General features: G+C 70.4%; 12 protein-coding genes. 3 read left to right on the top strand and 9 right to left on the bottom strand.

The genetic code is table 11. The features are described from left to right. Positions 1-76: 76 nt before the first annotated feature. The 9 genes from BM424_RS11305 to BM424_RS11265 all read right to left on the bottom strand — a co-directional run bounded on the left by BM424_RS11305 (position 77) and on the right by BM424_RS11265 (position 11,837). A complete protein-coding gene (locus BM424_RS11305; RefSeq protein ID WP_093416012.1) occupies positions 77-1,786 on the bottom strand; it encodes a sensor histidine kinase in 1,710 nt (569 codons plus the stop codon). A gap of 378 nt (positions 1,787-2,164) precedes the next feature. After that, positions 2,165-3,349 (bottom strand): acyl-CoA dehydrogenase family protein, encoded by a 1,185-nt coding sequence (locus BM424_RS11300; protein ID WP_093416010.1) that lies wholly within the window; start codon positions 3,347-3,349, stop codon positions 2,165-2,167. A 12-nt stretch (positions 3,350-3,361) separates the two neighbouring features. Then, entirely contained in the window at positions 3,362-4,318 is a 957-nt protein-coding gene (locus BM424_RS11295; protein WP_175548040.1) for a 3-hydroxyacyl-CoA dehydrogenase NAD-binding domain-containing protein, read from the bottom strand. Continuing rightward, a complete protein-coding gene (locus BM424_RS11290; protein WP_175548039.1) occupies positions 4,315-5,064 on the bottom strand; it encodes an acetoacetate decarboxylase in 750 nt (249 codons plus the stop codon). The genes BM424_RS11295 and BM424_RS11290 overlap by 4 nt, the downstream gene beginning before the upstream one ends. Next, positions 5,061-5,834 carry a crotonase/enoyl-CoA hydratase family protein gene (locus tag BM424_RS11285; protein ID WP_093416007.1) on the bottom strand — a complete coding sequence of 258 codons (774 nt, stop codon included), beginning with the start codon at positions 5,832-5,834 and terminating at the stop codon, positions 5,061-5,063. Before BM424_RS11285 ends, BM424_RS11290 begins: the two co-directional genes overlap by 4 nt. Beyond that, positions 5,831-7,030: a CaiB/BaiF CoA transferase family protein gene (locus tag BM424_RS11280; RefSeq protein ID WP_093416953.1), complete on the bottom strand. Its 1,200-nt coding sequence runs from the start codon at positions 7,028-7,030 to the stop codon at positions 5,831-5,833. The genes BM424_RS11285 and BM424_RS11280 overlap by 4 nt, the downstream gene beginning before the upstream one ends. A gap of 132 nt (positions 7,031-7,162) precedes the next feature. After that, positions 7,163-8,071 (bottom strand): LysR family transcriptional regulator, encoded by a 909-nt coding sequence (locus tag BM424_RS11275; protein ID WP_093416006.1) that lies wholly within the window; start codon positions 8,069-8,071, stop codon positions 7,163-7,165. Positions 8,072-8,289: 218 nt separating this feature from the next. After that, entirely contained in the window at positions 8,290-9,222 is a 933-nt protein-coding gene (locus tag BM424_RS11270) for an ABC transporter permease (RefSeq protein WP_425441999.1), read from the bottom strand. After that, positions 9,219-11,837 carry an alpha/beta fold hydrolase gene (locus BM424_RS11265; RefSeq protein ID WP_245775819.1) on the bottom strand — a complete coding sequence of 873 codons (2,619 nt, stop codon included), beginning with the start codon at positions 11,835-11,837 and terminating at the stop codon, positions 9,219-9,221. Before BM424_RS11265 ends, BM424_RS11270 begins: the two co-directional genes overlap by 4 nt. 676 nt (positions 11,838-12,513) lie before the next feature. Between BM424_RS11265 and BM424_RS11260 the strand changes: the two genes are divergently transcribed. The 3 genes from BM424_RS11260 (at position 12,514) to BM424_RS11250 (ending at position 18,114) form a co-directional block, all read left to right on the top strand. Continuing rightward, positions 12,514-13,488, top strand: a complete 975-nt coding sequence (locus tag BM424_RS11260; RefSeq protein ID WP_093416946.1) for a TerC family protein — start codon at positions 12,514-12,516, stop codon at positions 13,486-13,488. Between the two features lie 424 nt (positions 13,489-13,912). After that, a complete protein-coding gene (locus BM424_RS11255; RefSeq protein WP_093416004.1) occupies positions 13,913-17,059 on the top strand; it encodes a DUF7507 domain-containing protein in 3,147 nt (1,048 codons plus the stop codon). Next, complete coding sequence (locus BM424_RS11250) at positions 17,035-18,114, top strand: DUF7507 domain-containing protein (RefSeq protein WP_093416002.1); 1,080 nt, start codon at positions 17,035-17,037, stop codon at positions 18,112-18,114. The genes BM424_RS11255 and BM424_RS11250 overlap by 25 nt, the downstream gene beginning before the upstream one ends. The last annotated feature ends 34 nt before the right edge of the window (positions 18,115-18,148 follow it).

Genomic DNA, 18,148 nt, shown 5'->3' with positions numbered 1-18,148 from the left:
TTGGAAAACGTCTCCTGACTCTCTTCTCACTGCCGGGGCAGATCGTGTGCGGGGGAGGGGGATGCGGTAAGCGAGGTCAGCCCTGGTCGGTTCTGTCGTCCGACACGCCGCCCTCGACACCGGAGCGGAACGAGGCGTACAGGCTCGGGCTCGGCCCGCCCTGCGGCTTGTCCTCGGGCGCGGAGGTGCCTTCGGCGAGTTGCGGGACCAGGTAGGTGCGGGTGCGGTCGCGCCTGGGGAGCGCGGGCCGGTCCGCGTTGTCGGCGCCCACCGGGCCGGACGCCGCCGCGGGGGCGGTGGGGGTGGAGGCCGGTGCGGCCTCGGGCACGACACCGGCGTGCCGCGCGCGCTGGGACGGCTGCCGGGTCGGCAGCTCCTCGGCGACCGCCGGCTGCGGGCCGGTGGCGTAGACGGGCTGCTGGCCGGTGTGCCTGCCGTTGTTGTTGAACGTCTGCGGCGACGGCATCAGCGAGGTGCGCGAGTCGTGCCCGTTGCTGCCGGGCTCGGTCGTCGACAGCACGCTGGCGGAGCTCTGCGCGGCCGAGTCGTCGGCCTCGACGTCGTTCTCGCCCAGCAGGTTGTTGGGGATGACCACGTGCGCGTCGGTGCCGCCGTACATGTTGTTCTCCAGCTCCACGCCGATGTGGTGCCGGTGGGCGAGCTGGGCGACCACGTACAGGCCGATGCGGCCGTCGCGCAGCTGGGCGTCGCGGTCGACGTCGTCGGGGTTGGTGAGCAGCCCGTTGAGCGTGACCCGGTTGCGCTGGTCGATGCCCAGACCGCGGTCGCGGATGTCGATGGCCAGGCCTGCGGTGACGATCTGGCTGTTGATGGTGACCTGCGTGTCGGGCTCGGAGAAGGCGGTGGCGTTCTCCACCAGCTCGGCGATGAGGTGGATGACGTCGGCGACGGCGTGCCCGTGCAGCGTGCCGTCGACCGGCGGGATCACCTTGACGCGGGCGTAGTGCTCGACCTCGGCGACCGCCGAGCGCAGCACGGTGTACATCGCCACCGGCTTGCTCCACTGCCGCCGCGGCATCGAACCACCGAGCACGGCGAGGGATTCGGCCTGCCTGCGCACGCCGGTGACCAGGTGGTCCACCGCGAACAGGCCCTTGAGCAGGTCCGGGTCCTCGACCTGCTGCTCCAGCTCGTCGAGCCGCTGGATGGCGCGGTGGGCCAGGGACTGCACGCGCCGGGCCAGGTTCGCGAAGACCGCGACGCTGGGGTCGATGTTGGCCTGCGAGGGCTCGCTCTGCATGCGCACCAGCGCGAACTCGACGGCCATCTGGGCCTGCCGGAGCTCGTGGGCGAGCAGCTCGTAGGGGTTGCCGGTGACGGGCTCACCGGTGGGCCACTTGGGCGCGGGCTGCTGACCGGCCTGGATCTGCTCGACCAGGTGCGGGAGTTCGCGGGTGCCCTGGGCGACGGTGCCGCGCAGCGACTCGATCCACTGGTGGGAGTGGCGCAGCGATTCCTGCAGCCTGGCCTGGGCGTCGTGGCCGGACTCGTGGATCCGGCGGTCGACCTCGTCGGCGAGGGTGTTGGCGCGCAGGAACCCGACGACCACCACGGCGATGCAGGCGACGATGCCGACGGCCAGCGCGGTGTAGCGCACTTCGGGCGGCGGGACGAAGACGAGCGTGACCGCCGTGGCGGTCCCGAGCAGCGCCGTCACGGCCAGGGACACCACGACCAGCCGCTGCAGCTTCGCCCGAAGATCGTTGTGGGGTGGGGCTTCGGGGGCTCGTTCGGATGGGCTCGCGGGTAAGGGGCTTTCAGACATCAGCGTCCTTGGTACGGGGGTGTCGGTGACGGGCACCGCGGTGCCGAGACGGCGGGGGCCGAAACGTCGGGGGCGTCACCGGGGACTACTGGTGCTCCACTAATGATCAAAAGTATCACTCGGCGTGATGATAGTGCGTCGGGCCGGTGAATTGGACCTTTCCGCCCAACGATGCGGCCATTGGGCGGATGGACGATGCGGCCGCTGAGCGTCAGAAGGGCCGCCCACCTCGGAAATCGAGGTGAGCGGCCCGTTCTCGCGCGTGCTGCGAATTTTTTGTTGAGTTCGGGAGGATTTGAGTGCAAGTACCCGAACGGGTCATGTTCGTTCGACACCCTCACGAGTGACGTCCGGACCCGGCGGGAGCGCTCAGGTCCCTCACGCGAAGGCGCTGAGCCCCGTGATCGCCTTGCCGACGATGAGGGTGTTCATCTCGCGCGACCCCTCGAAGGAGTAGACCGCCTCGGCGTCGGCGAAGAACTTCGCGACCTCGTAGTCCAGGACGATTCCGTTGCCGCCGAACAGCTCCCGCGCCCAGGCCACGACCTCGCGCATCTTGGTGGTGGTGAAGGCCTTGGCCAGCGCGGCCTGCTCGGCGCTGCCGGAACCCTGGGCCACCAGCTCGTTGAGCCGCACCACGACGCCGAACATGGCGGTGATGTTGCCCAGCATCTTGACCAGCAGGTCCTGGATCATCTGGAAGCCGCCGATCGGCTTGCCGAACTGCACGCGCTCCACCGCGTACTCGCGGGCCAGCTCGTAGGCGCGCACGGCCACGCCCAGCGCCTGCCACGCCACGCCGCCGCGGGTCATGGCCAGCACCTTCGCGGTGTCGCGGAAGCTGTTGACCTGCTGCAGCCGGTTGGCCTCCGGCACCCGGACGTCGGTGAGGGTGATGTCGGCGTTCTGCACCGTGCGCAGCGCGATCTTGCCCTCGATCTTGGTGGCGGTGAAGCCGGGCGTGCCCTTCTCCACCACGAAGCCCTTGACGTTGCCGTCGGCCTCGTCGCGCGCCCACACCACGACCAGGTCGGCGAAGGTGCCGTTGCCGATCCAGCGCTTGGAGCCGTTGAGCACCCACTCGTCGCCGTCCTTGCGGGCGGTGGTGCGCATGCCGCCCGCGACGTCGGAGCCGCCCTCGGGCTCGGTCAGCGCGAACGCGCCGATCCGGTTCATCTCCACCATGTCCGGGATCCAGCGGTCGCGTTGCGCCTGGTCACCGCCGTGGTAGATGCTGCCCATCGCGAGTCCGGTGTGGACACCGGAGAACACCGCCAGGGACGGGTCGATCCGGTTGAGCTCCAGGCTCAGGAACCCGGTGAACAGCGGGCTGCGCTTGACGCCGTCGCCGTGCTCGGGGAACTGGTAGGACGCCAGGCGCAGCTTGGCGAACTTCTCGACGACCTCGAAGGGGAACTCCGAGGTGTCCCACGCGCGGTTGGCCAGCGGCTTGACCTCGCGCTCCAGGTACTCGCGGATCTCGGCGAGCTCGTTGCGCTCGGATTCGCTGAGCAGCTCGTAGAAACCGAAGAAATCGGGGTTGGTGATAGCGGGCTTGGGCATCGTCGTTCCTCGTCAGATCGATTCGGTGGAAGACGCTTCGACGCCGGAGAGGGCGTCGTTGAGCGCGTTGTGCTTGCGGTCGCGCAGTCGTGCGCGTTCCTGGTAGGCCTCGGGGCCCGAGCCGTAGGCGGTCTCGGTCTGCTCGACGATCGAGGAGATGGTCCTCTCGTCGAGCTCGGGACGGCCCAGTTCGGACCAGCGGTCCGCCATGCCCACGCCGAGGTGGGCCATCATGTGCCGGATGCCGCCGGGCCCGCCGCCGAGGTGGAAGCTCTCGAACGGGCCGATGGTCGCGTAGCGACCGCCCAGCGACGCCTTCATCACGGTGTCGAGCTCCTCGGCCGAGACCACGCCCTGCTGCACCAGCGAGATCGACTCCCGCATCAGGGCGCTCTGCAGCCGGTTGGCGACGAACCCGGAGACCTCCTTGTGGATCCGCACCGGGGTCTTGCCCAGGTCGCGGTAGAAGGCGATGGCCTCCTGCACCACGTCCTCGGACGTCGTGCCGGGCACGATCTCCACCAGCGGCACCACCTGCGGCGGGTTGAACGGGTGGGCGATCAGCAGCCGCGCGGCCACGTCTTCCGGCAGCTCGGCGGCGATGGCCGAGGCCACGATGCCGGAGCTAGAGGAGGCCAGGATCGCCTCGGCCGGGGCGTGCCGGGCGATCTCGGCGAACAGCTGCTGCTTGAACTCGACCCGCTCCGGGCCGTTCTCCTGCACCAGCTGCGCGTTCTCGACCGCCTTGGCCAGGTCGTCGGTCGCCTCGATGCGGCTGCGCAGCGCCGCGACGTCGGCGCCCGGGATGCTCTCGGCGAGCATCGGCAGCGCCTCGTCGATGGCGGTCTCGAGGTCGTCGCGCGGGTCGGTCACCCGGACCCGGAGGCCGGCGTGCGCGAACAGCGCCGCCCAGGCCAGCCCGATGGTCCCGGCGCCCACCACCGCGACGTTCGTCCACTTCGGATTCATGACTGCTTCCCCTCCGCCAGGTAGTCGTGCACGGGCTCGACACCCGACAGCGTGAGATCGGTGATGATGTGGCTGGCCGAGACGACCTCGCGCACCGGCAGGTCGGCCAGCGGTGCCAGCGCGTGCTCGAACAGCTGCAACCGCGCGGGGCCGGTGAAGGCCTGCTTGACGGTGATGTCGGTGATGCGGGTGCGCACCAGCTCGGCGATCCGCGGCCGGTGGTCGTAGCCCGGTTCGAGCTTGAGCATGAAGGTGGGCACGGTGATCTCGGCCTCGGCGGCCGCGAGATCCATCGGGAACCACTTGTAGCCCATGGTCGCCGTGGCGACCCGCTCCGAGCCGTAGTCCAGCGTCCCCACCAGCGCGGCGTGGTCGACCTTGAGCGCCGGTTCGCCCATCACCTTCGGGTAGGCGCTGGCCTCGCGGCCGGCGGCGGTGGCGGGGAAGTTGTTCAGGTACATCGCGTGCAGGTACTCGCCGCGCTCCTCGCCGAAGCGCACCGGGATCGCCTGACCCGCCTCGACGTAGGGCCCGAACGAGGTGACCTCGCCCATGTTCATGATCTCGAACCGCACCAGCGGCTCGTCGAACTCCAGCGGCTCGGGGACCACGGCCCGCAGCGCCTCGGGGTCGGTGCGGTAGACGATGTTGAGGTACTCGCGGTCGGTGAACCGCGCGACCGCCGGTGCGTAGGCCGGGGACGTCAACGGGGTCGCCACCCGGCGCAGGATCTCTTCGCTGTTCACTGTCCCGTCCACTTCGGTGCGCGCTTCTCGGTGAAAGCCCGGACGCCTTCGGCGAAGTCGGCGGACTCGTAGAGCCCGCGGATCTCGCGGCGCTGGGCGGTGAAGGCCTCCGGCTCGGGCAGCCGGTCGGAGTGCCGGACGACCTGCTTGACCGCGGCCAGCGCCAGCGGCGCGTTGGCGGTCAGCTCCTCGGCCAGCTCCAGCGCGGCCTCCAGCGCCGCGCCGTCGTCGGCGACCCGGTTGACCAGGCCCAGCTCGGCGGCCCGACCGGCGGCGATGGTGCGGCCGGTCAGCAGCAGCTCCATCGCCAGGTGGTGCGGGATGCGCTTGGGCAGGCGGATCGCGCCGCCGCCCCCGGCGATGAGCCCGCGCTTGACCTCCGGCAGCGCGAACGACGCGCCCGAGGCCGCCACGACCAGGTCGCAGGCCAGCGCCAGCTCGAAACCGCCGCCCATCGCGAAGCCCTCCACGGCGGCGATCAGCGGCTTGGCGCTGTCGAACTCGGTGATCCCGCCGAAGCCGCGGTCGACGACGCTGGGCGACTCGCCGCGGGCGGCGGCCTTGAGGTCCATGCCCGCGCTGAAGGTGCCCGCCGCGCCGGTGAGCACGCCGACCCGCAGCTGCGGGTTCGCGTCGAGCTCGTCGACGGCGGCGGCGATGCCGTGCGCGACGTCGGCGTTGACCGCGTTGCGGGCCTCGGGCCGGTTGACGGTGATGATCAGGACGTTGCCGCGCGTCTCGGTCAGCACGGCGGTGTTCGGGGCGCTCATGCCGCTTCTCCCTCGTTGCGCTCGGTGCGCTCGTTCAGCTCCGCGAAGACGTCGTCGGTGTCCTGGCCGGGGATCGGCGGGTGCAGCCGGATCGAGGCCGGGGTCGTCGAGAACCGCATCGGCACGCCCACCTGGCGGTAGCTGCCCTCGGTGGGGTGCTCGGCGAGGTCGAGCAGGTGGCCGTCCTGGACGTACGGGTCGTCGGCGGCCTCGTCGAGGCGCAGGACCGGGCCGACGGGGATGCTGCACTCGCCGCAGACCCGGATCCACTCGGCGGTGGTCAGGTTCGGCGTCACCGACTCCATGAGCTCCACCAGCGCGGTGCCGTCCTGGCGGGTGTCGATGTAGTCGCCGGCGATGCGCGGGTCCTCGGCGAGGTCGGGGCGCCCGGCCGCGGTGAACAGGTCGCGGAAGTTCTTCGGCGAGTAGGGCATGATCATCGCGTAGCCGTCCTTGGTGGGACGGGCGCGGTGGCCGACGTTCATCGACAGCGGGAACCCGGTGTCGGACATCGGCGGCTCGTAGATCCGGCCCTGCAGGTGCTCGACGAGGTTGAACGCCAGCATCGTGTCGGCCATCGGCACCTCGACCAGCTGGCCCTGCCCGGTCGCGCGCTGGTGCACCAGGGCGGCCAGCGCCGAGTAGACGATGGTGAGCGCGGCGACCTTGTCGCCGAAGATGCTCGGCAGCACCACGGGCTTGCCGATGTCCCCGGCGCGCTGGGCGACGTCGAGCAGACCGGAGGCGGCCTGCACGGTCTCGTCGTAGGCGGCGAGCTCGGCGCGGTCGGAGTCCGGGCGGAAGCCCTGGGCGTGGGCGTAGATCAGGTGCGGGTTGTCGGCGGCGAGGCTCTCGTAGTCCATGCCGAGCCGGCGCAGCGCGTTGATCCGCATGTTGGTGATGAGGATGTCGGCGCTGCCGATGAGGTCGCGGGCGCGCTGGGCGTCGTCGGCGTCCTTGAGGTTGAGCGCGACGCTGCGCTTGTTGCGGTTGACGTTCATCGCCAGCGGCGTCATGCCGGGAGTGCGGTGAAGGGGGCCGATCCGCGCGGTGTCCTTCGGGGACTCGATCTTGATCACATCGGCGCCGAGGTCACCCAGGACCTGGGCCGCGTACGGGCCCATGACCACGGTCGCCATGTCGATGACACGCACGCCGGCCAGCGGGCCGGAGGCGTTGTCGGCGGGGGTTGTCATCACCACTCCTAGTGCGTCGGGAATTCGTCCCGAATCGGCTTATTTGCTTCGCTAACAACGTTAGGTCCGCAGTGGAGCGGTGTTCAATTGATCAGTGGAACCGTATCGCGAACAATGGCGTGACCGCAGCGGTCACGCCACGGGATCTGTCAGGAATTCCCTCGCCTCGGCGATGAGTTTTTGCAGGTCAAGCTGCACTTCAGTGCGGTCCTGACGCCAAATCAGGCCGGTTGCGAGACTGGGTGAGAAGTCCTGAATGGGCAGCACGGTGATGCTTTCGTCACGCAGTTTCTGCATTCCGCTCCGCGGGTCCAGCATCGAAATCGCGAATGCGCCGCCGTTGGCGATCACTTCCGCGGTGCTGCCGTAATCACCCGTGTCGAGCGTCATCCTGCGGTGTATCCCGGCGGCGCTGAGCCGGGCCTCCAGCTCGTCCCAGTAGTCCGGCAGCATCCGGGGCGCCGGGCGCACGTAGGTCAGGCCCACCAGCTCGTGCAGCGACACCGACTCGCGGCCGGCGAAGTCCAGCGCGGGCAGCACCGCGCCCAGCGGCTCCCGCATCAGCTCGGCGACCTCGATGCCCTCGGCGTGCACCGGCAGGTGCACCAGCGCCATCGCCAGCTCGCCGCGCTGCACGCCGAGCAGCAGCTCGCGGCTGCCGCCGGGCCAGCGCTTGAGCTCGCACACCTCGGCGCAGTAGCGGGTGAAACCGGTCAGCCGCTCCCGCAGCGTCGAGTGCAGGCCGGGCGGCACCCCCAGGTACACCACGGGACGGGTCCGCCCGATCGCCTCCCGCAGTCGCCACGGCACGTCGTCGAAGCGGCTCAACGCCTCCCGCGCGATCGGCAGCAGCGAACTGCCGGCGTCGGTCAGCTGCACGTGGTGCGAGTCGCGTTCGAACAGCACCACCCCGAGCTCCCGCTCGAGGTCCCGGATGCGCTGGCTCAACGGCGAGGTCGCCATGTGCAACGAACGGGCGGCCCCCGAGAAGCTCAACTTCTCCGCCACGGCCACGAAGTACCGCAGATGAAAGATCTCCATCGCCGAACAACACTACGCCGCCCGGCCCAACGCACCGGGTCACACCACCCGAACCCCGCGCCCCACCCCCGAAAACCGGGCGTCCACCCCACCGAGGACGAATACCGCAGGTTTTGCCGGGTCGAAAACCGCGGTATTCGACCGGTCAAAAACTGCGGTATTCGACCCGACGAAAACCGGGGTTTTCGACCGGGGGTCACGCGGGTGGGTGGGGAGGGTCAGCTGTTGATGTCCTTGCGGGAGAAGCGCCAGAGGGCGAGGACCGTGAAGACCGCGGCGTAGGACAGGGCGGAGAAGACGCCCGTGATCATCGACGAGGGGTCGATGTCCTCGCTGAGGAGGTCCGAGTAGGCGGTGGAGAAGTGGGTGGGGAGGTAGTTGCGGAGGTCCCCCAGGGCCGAGATCTGGTCGATGATCTCCGAGACGATGGAGATCAGGACCGCGCCGCCCACCGCCCCCAGCGGGGCGTCGGTGCTGGTGCTGAGGAACAGCGCCAGCCCGGCGATCCAGCTGAGGTGGATCGCGACGTAGAACGTCGCCAGCGCCAGGCTCAGCACCCCGCGCGGGAACGCCAGGGCCTCGCCGGTGGTGCTGATCAGGTCCCCGGTGCCGAACCAGAACACGCCCACCGCCAGCGCCACCCCGACCAGCAGCACGATGCCCAGCACCGACAGCAGCGCCGCGACCTTCGCCTTCTGCCGCAGCAGCCGCATCCGCGGCACCGGCGCCGCCAGCAGGTACTTCAGGCTCGACCACGACGCCTCGCTGGCGACCGTGTCGCCGAAGAACAGCGCCACCACCACGACCAGCAGGAACCCGGTCGAGACGAACAGCGTGAACACCGCGAAGTTCAACCCGCTGGAGGTGGCCACGTCGGCGAACGTGCGCCCGCCCCGCGACTCGTCCTCGCCGAGCTCGAACGCCGCGAGCAGCAGCAGCGGGAGCAGCACCAGGAACGCCAGCGTCAGCCGGGTCCGCGCGCGGCGCAGCTGGCGGGCCAGCTCGACCCGCAGCGGCAGGGTGCGCTTGGCCGAGTAGCCCTCGACGGCGCCGTCGGCCTGCGGCACCCCGAGCTTCGGCGTGCGCACCAGCGAGGTCTCGGTCTCGGGAAGGACCACCTCGGTGGACGTGGTCGTTTCGTCGTCGCTCACGGCTGCTCCTCTCCGACCAGCTGCAGGAAGGCGTCCTCCAGGCGGCGCCGCGGTCCCACCTGGTGCACCGCGATCCCCGCCGCGACCAGCACGTTGACCGCCACCGCCGCCGGGTGACCGGCGAGGTCGGCGTGCACCAGGTCGCCGTCGATCTCGACCGCGCCCATGCCCTCGATGGTGCGCAGCGACTCGGCGGCCAGCTCCGGGTCGTCGACCCGGAACGTCGCCTCGCCGTTGACGGCCATGATCTCGGAGACCGTGCCCTGGGCGACCAGCTTGCCGTCCTGCATGACGACCACGTGCGTGCAGGTCTGCTCGACCTCGGCCAGCAGGTGACTGGAGACCAGCACCGCGCGGCCTGTGGCGGCGTAGCGGCGCAGGATCTCGCGCATCTGGTGGATCTGCGGCGGGTCGAGCCCGTTGGCCGGCTCGTCGAGCACCAGCAGCTCCGGCAGCCCGAGCATCGCCTGCGCGATCGCCAGCCGCTGCTTCATGCCCTGGCTGTAGGTGCGCACCTTGCGCTTGGCCGAGGCCTCCAGACCGGCGATCTGCAGCACCTCGTCCATGTGCGCCCGCAGCATCGGGCGCCCGGTGGCCGCCCAGTAGTGCCGCAGGTTGTCCAGCCCGGACAGGTGCGGCAGGAAGCCCGGCGACTCCACCAGCGCCCCGACCCGGGACAGCACCGGGGCGCCCGCCTGCAGGCGGTGCCCGAAGATCCGGATCTCGCCGCGACTCGGCCGCAGCAGCCCCAGCAGCATCCGCAGGGTGGTGGTCTTGCCCGCGCCGTTGGGTCCGAGCAGGCCCACGATCTGGCCGCGCTCGACCTGGATCGACAGGTCGTTCACCGCGGCCTTCTTGCCCGGGTAGGACTTCGTCAGCCCGGAGATCACCAGCGGCGTGTCGGCGAGCCGGGTGTCCGGGTCGTCGTGGAACTTGCGGCGGATCGCCGAGATCACCCGCAGCAGCAGCGCCAGCAGGAACACCAGCCCGATGCCCACCAGCGGCCCGACCGGCACCGTTCCGGCGCTCGAGGACGTCGCGCGCACCGACGGAATGGACACCGCGCGGTCGCCGGCCAGCGCCACCACGTGCATCGAGGCTTCCCGGGGCAGCGCGTAGGCCTGGTCGGTGGTGGCCACCGCGAGCTCGACGCGGTGCCCGGACTCCACCGGGTGCACGATGCCCGGCAGCGCCACGTCGAACTCCTTCGGCGTGCCGTCCGGCGGGATGTCGGTGATGTGCATCGGCGACACGGCGTTGCCGAGCAGCCGGCGCTGCCCGTCCGGGCCGACGTCGTAGAGCTTGGCGAACAGCACCGCGTCGGTGGGCTGCGGCTGACCGGGCACCGAGGCGATCGAGAGCCGGGTGCGCGGCGTGCCGGAGATGAGGGTCTGTTCTTCCAGCGGCTTCGTGCCGAACACCGCGACCTGCCCGGGCAGGTCGCGGGCCAGCGACTGGCCGAGGCTGCCCGCCGCGTCGAGGACCTGACCGGCGCCGGGCAGCGAGCTCGTCGCGGCCGGGGACCCGCCCGGCGGGTTGAGCACCGGGGTGGCCGGTCCTTCCAGCGGCAGCGAGAAGCGCGGCGTCCGCGACTCGCGCAGACCCGGGTAGCTCGGTGCGGTCATGGTGCGCACCGGGACGTCGCCGTCACGCTGCGGCTGCCCGGCGATGTCGAACTGGAAGCCGGTCCCCGGATCCGGAACCGGCGGCACGCCGCCGAGGTGGAAGGCGAACCAGTCGGCGATGCGGTTGCGCACCTCCGGACCGGGCGGGGTGCTGTCGTGACCGCCGGCGAACCAGATGGTCTTGACCGGCGCGCCCGCCGCGGCGATCTGCCGCGCGTTGGCGTCCGCCTGGTCCAGGCCGAACAGCGTGTCCCGCTCGCCCTGCACCAGCAGCGTCGGCTGGGTGATCCGCGAGTTGTAGGTCTTGGGGGAGGACTTGGCGAGCAGGTCCAGCGTGGCCTGGCTCGCCCGGCCGTACTGGGCGATCTCCGAGTAGGCCGCGCACACCTCGCGGGTGAAGTTCCCGCAGGTCGGCAGCGCGCCGGGCTTGGGCACGCCGCCCGCGGCGAACAGCAGCCCGGTCCAGGCCTGCTTGAACACGCCGTCGGGGTTGAACGAACCGCCGGCCGGGGTCGTGCCGCCGATGCCCGCCTGCGTCGCGTTGTTCGGCAGCAGCGCCTGGCCCAGGTCGTTGTAGGTCATCACCGGCGAGATCGCGTCCACCCGCGGATCGGTGCCCGCGAGCATCAGCGCGAGCGCACCGCCGTAGGAACCGCCGGTGACGCCGACGCGCGGGTCGCCGTCGCGGTCGCGCAGCACCTCGGGCTGGCGGGCCAGCCAGTCCAGCAGCTGCCGGGCGTCGGCGACCTCGTAGTCCGGCGAGTTCAGCGCGATCTGCCCGGTGCTGCGGCCGAAGCCGCGCGCCGAGTAGGTCAGCACGGTGAAGCCGCGCGCGACGAGCTCCCGCGCCTGCTGGTCGGTCTCGTCCTTGCTGCCGCCGAAGCCGTGCGCCAGCAGGATCGCCGGGGCGGGGGTGTCGACGGGGGAGTGCAGGGTGACGTCGATCTGCACGCGCTCGGAGCCGGTGGGCCCGTCGAGCACGTCGACCATGGCCTCTCTCGGGGCCGGCGGCTGCACGGCCGCTTGCGGCTGCCGGACCTGGCCCGACCACAGGAACGCCCCCAGCACCACTAAGAGGATGCAGGGCAGGGCGAGCAGGGCCAGGCCGGTGCGACGACGGGGAGAGGCGGACACGCCATCGACAGTAGGGGAACGGAGCGGCACCGGTTTCATCCAGACGCGGGGGGAAGGCAAGACGCTATGAACCAGAGACCAAAGCGCAATCGGGCACCTCGTCGTGCCCGTCGATGTGTGGTCTCCGCCGCATCCCCGCGTGCGGTGCCCGTGTGATCGGACCGACGTGATCGTAACGATCACCGGGCCGAGCGCAACGCCTCCGTCCCGCCCAGTCCGCGTCGTCCGCATTGCCCCGTTCGGCGGTGCCGCCTAGGTTCGGTGCGTGACTTTGCGTGCGAGTGGTCACCCCGCCTGGTGCGGCGACCCCGGCATACGTGACAATCTTGGCGAGTGGTGGAGGGGAGTATTCCTTCGCAGCGGTGTCGTCATCACGGAACTTGCCTGGTCAAGCCCGGTGCCGCTGACCGATGACGTAGATCGGTGGAAGAGACCTCCGGTCCCGGACGTGTTCGCCCTGAACCGGAGGTGATTGATGGGTGCCGACCTGATGCTGCGCGCGGTACAAGCCCAGCAGCCCGCAGTCGACACGATGCACGTGCACTGGTGGGTGTGGGCAGCCACGCTGGGCGGTCTCGCCCTGCTGCTGCTGCTCGACCTGGTGATCGTCGACCGCAAGCCGCACGAGGTGACCACCGGCGAGGCCGCCAAGTGGGTCACCTTCTACGTCGCCTGCGCGATCCTGTTCGGCATCGGCGTCTGGATCTTCGGCGACCAGCACTTCGCCATCGAGTTCTTCACCGGTTACATCACCGAGTACTCGCTGAGCGTGGACAACCTGTTCATCTTCATGGTGATCATGTCCAGCTTCGCGGTGCCGTCGATCCACCAGCACAAGGTCCTGCTGATCGGCATCCTGCTCGCGCTGCTGATGCGAGGCATCTTCATCGCGGTCGGCGCCGCGCTGATCGCCCAGTTCGTGTGGATCTTCTTCATCTTCGGCGGCTTCCTCATCTGGACCGCGATCAGCATGGTCCGCAAGAAGGACGAGGAAGAGGAGTACAAGGAGAACGCGGTCGTCCGCTGGGTCCGCAAGGTGTTCCCGGTGACCGACGACTACCACGAGGCGAAGTCGACGGTGAAGATCGACGGCAAGCGGTACCTGACGCCGATGTTCGTGGTCATCGTGGCCATCGGCAGTGCCGACCTGCTGTTCGCCGTGGACTCGATCCCGGCGATCTTCGGCATCACCCAGGACCCGTTCCTGGTGTTCACCGCCAACGCGTTCGCGCTGATGGGGCTGCGGCAGCTGTACTTCCTGCTCGGCGGCCTGGTGGACAAGCTGGTGTACCTGTCGATCGGGCTGGCGGTCATCCTCGGCTTCATCGGCCTGAAGCTGATCCTGCACGCGTTCCACGAGTACCACCTGGTGCCCGAGTGGGCGGAGATCAACAACTGGATGTCGCTGGGCTTCATCGTGGTGACCCTGGCGATCACCACCTGGGCCAGCCTCGCCAAGTCCAAGCGGGACGAGGCCGCGGCGGAGGCGGAAGCCAACCGCAGCTGATCTTCCGGAATTTCGAGAATCCCCTTCGGGAATTGTCCCGAAGGGGATTCTTCTTTTTGCGGTCGCGACGGTTGTTGCCCATTCGGGGAGTTGTTCGCCGCCACCCTTTCGGATCATTGTTCGCTCGGGTCGACAGTTCGGTTGGCGAACTGATCGCGATGGCTGTTCAATCTGCTCTTGTCCGGTGATCAGGGATCTTCCGGACTTCTCCGAATCCCGTTCACCAGCGAAAACGGCGTGCTCTTGACGTGGCTTCCGGTATCGCTGCCGGGTGCCCGTCCGCTGTCGCGCGCGGTTTTCCACCGACACCAACGTCGAGTCGTGGAGCACGGGAATGCGCGGTCGGAAACGAGGAACAATTCTCACGTCGAAGTGGGGAGGTGGCGCTGCTCACCGCATTCTGGCGGTCCTGGGTGCGGTGGCGATGTTGCTGACCATCCTGCAGATCGTCGACCGGCCCGAGGCCCAGGCCGCGCCACCCGCCGGCTACGTGTCGGTCCCCGCCTGGGACGGCGCCGACGCGGCCCCGTCCACGTCGCCGGTCACCACGACGCTGCCCAACAACGGCGCCGCGCTCGGCCCGGTCACCGCCGTCGACAGCAGTCCCGCCTCGACCGACCTGCTCGACACCTCCGCGGCGACGCAGTTCAACATCGACGGCCAGGTCGTGCCGCGCGTCCAGGTCAACTCGACCTCCGTCCCCACCCTCGGCGACCCGTGCATCGCCAACAAACCCGTCGACCAGATCAACCAGTGCAGCGCGCACTACGTGACCGTGAACCTGCCGCGCGCCGTGGTCGACCCCGTGATCGCCATCCGCACCAGCGGCGGCTACCGGCAGACCGGTGACGCCTGCAACGCCTCGTGGCTCGACACCGCCGTGTCCCGGGTCAACGGCGCGACGACCACGTCCGGGTCGACCTCGGTGGTGGGCGGCTCGCTCGGCAACTACGCCTACAACTCCACCACGAACCGGCTCTCGCTGACCCAGAGCTACATCGCCGGTCTCGCCTGCAACACCCTGCCGACCAACGCCACGGACGGGTCCGCGGTGTACCTCCAGCTCAAGGGCGTGGTGACGAGCTTCGAGCTCACCGACTACTTCATGACCTCGGCGCTCACCCAGGTCACCACGACGGCGGCGGCGATCTCCGGCCGCGCCATGTTCAACCTCTACGTGCCCCAGAGCGACCTGGCCATCACCAAGACCGGGCCGGCCACCGCCGTCAACGGCGGCCTCATGCAGTGGACGATCAACGCCACCAACAACGGCGCGGCGCCCTCGCACGGCTTCGTCATCAACGACGCCGTCCCGGCCGGCGTCACCGGCGCGTCCCTGGTCTCCGCGCCGCCGGGCTGCTCCTTGAACGGCACCTCCCTGGTCTGCTCCGCCGCACCACCGAACTGCACGGTCGCCCAGAACACCACGAGTCCCACGTGGGCGGATTTGACGTGCGCGAACCCGCAGAACGCCGACGCGTCGGTGCTCGACCCCGGGGCGTCGTTCGGCCCGATCATCCTGCAGGGCAACGCCCCGGTGACGGGCAGCTCGGTGACCAACACGGCGAGCATCGCGGGAGTCGACAGCGATCCCGCGACCGGCAACAACACCGCCTCGGTCACCACGACCCTGGCCGAAGCGCCCGGGCTGTCGCTGGTCAAGACCGCCGACCCGACCACGGTGACCGCGGCCGGCCAGCAGGTGGGCTACTCCTACGAGGTCACCAACACCGGGGACGTGCCGCTCGGCGGCCTCGCGCTCACCGAAACCCAGTTCACCGGCTCCGGTACGCCGCCGGACATCAGCTGCCCGACCACGAACCTGAACGTGGGCGCCTCGACGACCTGCACCGCGACCTACACCACCACCCAGGCCGACATCGACCGCGGCTCCGTCCTCAACGCCGCCACCGCCACCGCCTCCACCGCGGGCGGCGGCGTGGCCACCTCGCCGGAGGCCGCGGCCACCGTGACCGCGACCCGCACGCCGGGGCTGGCGCTGACCAAGACCGCCGCGCCGACCTCGATCAGCGCGGCCGGGCAGCCGGTGAACTACACCTTCGCGGTCACCAACACCGGCAACGTCACCGTCAGCGGGCTCACCATCAACGAGACGCAGTTCTCCGGGAGCCCGACCCCGGCGGTGACCTGCCCGGTGACGTCGCTGGCGCCCGGCGCCTCGACGAACTGCACCGCCACCTACACCTCCACGCAGGACGACGTGAACCGCGGCTTCATCACCAACGAGGCCAACGCGTCCGGCACGACCACGGCGGGCCCGATCGCCTCGGCGCCGTCGAGCGCGCGGGTCGACATCGCCGCGGAGCCCTCGCTGGCGCTGGTCAAGACCGCCGACCCGGCCACCGCGCCGGGTGCGGGCGCGCAGGTGACGTTCCACTACGACGTCACCAACACCGGCAACGTCACCATGTCGGGCATCGCGGTCACCGACACCGAGTTCACCGGCACCGGGATGCTGCCTCCGGTGACCTGCCCGCAGACCACGCTGCTGCCGGGTCAGTCCACGTCCTGCACCACGACCTACACGATCACCCCGGCCGACGCCGACGCCGGAGGCGTCAGCAACACCGCGACCGCCGTCGGCACGATCCCGGCCGGTCAGCAGGTCCCGTCGAACCCGTCGTCGGCGACGGTGATCGTCCCGGCCACCGGCGGTCCGACCCTGGTCAAGACGGCCGATCCCGCGACGGTGACGAACGCGGGCCAGTCAATCACCTACTCCTACGCGGTCACCAACGACTCCAACGTGACGCTGAACGGGGTCTCCGTGGCCGACACCGAGTTCACCGGTACCGGTCCGGCGCCGATGCCGAGCTGCCCGGTGACCACGCTCGCCCCGGGCACCTCGACCACGTGCACGGCGACCTACGCGGCCACGCAGGCCGACATCGACCGGGGCTCGATCGCCAACACCGCGCAGGCGGTGGGCACCGTTCCCAACGGGGAGCAGCGCACCTCCGCACCGGCCTCGGCCGTGGTCGACGCCCCCGCCGCACCGGCCCTGGAGCTGACGAAAACCGCTGCGCCGCAGTCGATCGACGCCGAAGGCGACCAGGTGACCTACACCTTCCTGGTCCGCAACACCGGCAACGTGACGATGTCGGGCGTCGCGGTCGCCGAGACCTCGTTCAGCGGCACCGGCACCCCGCCGGTCCCCGCCTGCCCGGGCGACGTCCTGGCACCCGGTGCGGAGATGACCTGCACGGCCACCTACACCGCCACCCAGGCCGATCTCGACGCCGGCACGATCACCAACGCCGCCAACGCCACCGGGACGCCGCCGGGAACCAACGAGCCGATCAACTCGGCGATCAGCGAGGCCGCGGTGGACGTCGCGGCGGCACCGGCGCTGTCCATCGTGAAGTCCGTCGACAAGCCCACGCCGCAGGACTTCTACCCGGGTTCGCTGCTGACCTACAGCTTCGTGGTCACCAACACCGGCAACGTGACGATGGGCGCGGTGACCGTGAACGACACCGAGTTCACCGGCACCGGCACGCTCTCGCGCGGGCCTGCTCGTCGGACGTGCTCGCGCCGAACGCGCAGATGACCTGCACGGCGACCTACGCGATCACCCAGGCCGACGTCGACGCCGGGACGCTGCGCAACTCCGCGACCGCCACCGGCGTTCCGGCGGGGGAGACCGCACCGATCCCGCCGACGCCACCGTCCACGGTGGAGCTTCCCGGTGAGCTGGCTCCGGGGCTGTCGGTGGACAAGACCGCCGACGCGACGGAGCTGACCGGGCCGGGCCAGCCGATCACCTACTCGATGCTGGTGACCAACACCGGCAACGCGATCCTGGGCCAGGTCGTGGCCGTGGAGGGGGCGTTCGACGGCTCCGGAACGCTGTCCCCCGTGGAATGCCCGGAGGGGGCGCTGCTGCCGGGGCAGCAGAAGACCTGCACCGCGAGCTACACGACGACCCAGGCCGATGTGGACCGCGGGAGCCTCACCAACGAGGTGAGCGCGACGGGCGTCGCGCCCGGAGGCCGCGCGGTCGAGGCGGAGCCGAGCAGCGTGACGCTGCGCGGTGACTTCGCCCCGGTGCTGCAGATCGCCAAGAGCGGCGCGCCGGTGGACCTCGACGGCGACGGGGTGACCGGCCTCGGCGACCAGGTCGTGTGGACGATCACCGTGTCCAACACCGGCAACGCCACCGCGTCCGAGGTGACGGTGTCGGATCCGCAGGCGGGAACCGTGATGTGCGAACGGGATTCGCTGGCGCCGGGCGAGGAGATGCCGTGCACCGCGGAGCCGCACGTCGTCAACGCCGAGGACGTGGCCGCCGGTGAGGTCAGCAACACCGCCGTCGCGCACGGCACCGCGCCGGGCGGGGCACCGCTCGAATCGGACCCGGCGAGCGCTTCGGTGCCGGTGGTCGACACGACGCCGCCGCCGTCGCCGGGACCGACCGAACCGCCGGAGCAGCCGGCGCCCCCGGCTCCGGCTCCGCCGCAGCCGGGACCGGAGCCGGGCCCGCAGCAGGAACCGCTGGCCCAGACCGGGCAGAACGTGACGGCGTGGTCGTTCCTGGCGGCGGCCCTGCTCACCGCCGGGGGAGTGATCGTGCTGACGGTCCGCCGACGCCGCATCGACGGCTGATCCCGGAGGGCGACACCCCGGTTCTCGCGCAGGC

The sequence above is a fragment of the Saccharopolyspora flava genome (assembly GCF_900116135.1).
Classification (GTDB): Bacteria; Actinomycetota; Actinomycetes; order Mycobacteriales; family Pseudonocardiaceae; genus Saccharopolyspora; species Saccharopolyspora flava.
This window is presented reverse-complemented; position numbering and strand designations above follow the sequence as displayed.

Bases quoted from the DNA above. Each gene is read 5' to 3' on its own strand.
- BM424_RS11305 (WP_093416012.1), bottom strand. From the start codon at position 1,786: ATGTCTGAAAGCCCCTTACCCGCGAGCCCATCCGAACGAGCCCCCGAA.
- BM424_RS11300 (WP_093416010.1), bottom strand. From the start codon at position 3,349: ATGCCCAAGCCCGCTATCACCAACCCCGATTTCTTCGGTTTCTACGAG.
- BM424_RS11295 (WP_175548040.1), bottom strand. From the start codon at position 4,318: ATGAATCCGAAGTGGACGAACGTCGCGGTGGTGGGCGCCGGGACCATC.
- BM424_RS11285 (WP_093416007.1), bottom strand. From the start codon at position 5,834: ATGAGCGCCCCGAACACCGCCGTGCTGACCGAGACGCGCGGCAACGTC.
- BM424_RS11280 (WP_093416953.1), bottom strand. From the start codon at position 7,030: ATGACAACCCCCGCCGACAACGCCTCCGGCCCGCTGGCCGGCGTGCGT.
- BM424_RS11275 (WP_093416006.1), bottom strand. From the start codon at position 8,071: ATGGAGATCTTTCATCTGCGGTACTTCGTGGCCGTGGCGGAGAAGTTG.
- BM424_RS11265 (WP_245775819.1), bottom strand. From the start codon at position 11,837: ATGGTCGACGTGCTCGACGGGCCCACCGGCTCCGAGCGCGTGCAGATC.
- BM424_RS11260 (WP_093416946.1), top strand. From the start codon at position 12,514: ATGCACGTGCACTGGTGGGTGTGGGCAGCCACGCTGGGCGGTCTCGCC.
- BM424_RS11255 (WP_093416004.1), top strand. From the start codon at position 13,913: ATGTTGCTGACCATCCTGCAGATCGTCGACCGGCCCGAGGCCCAGGCC.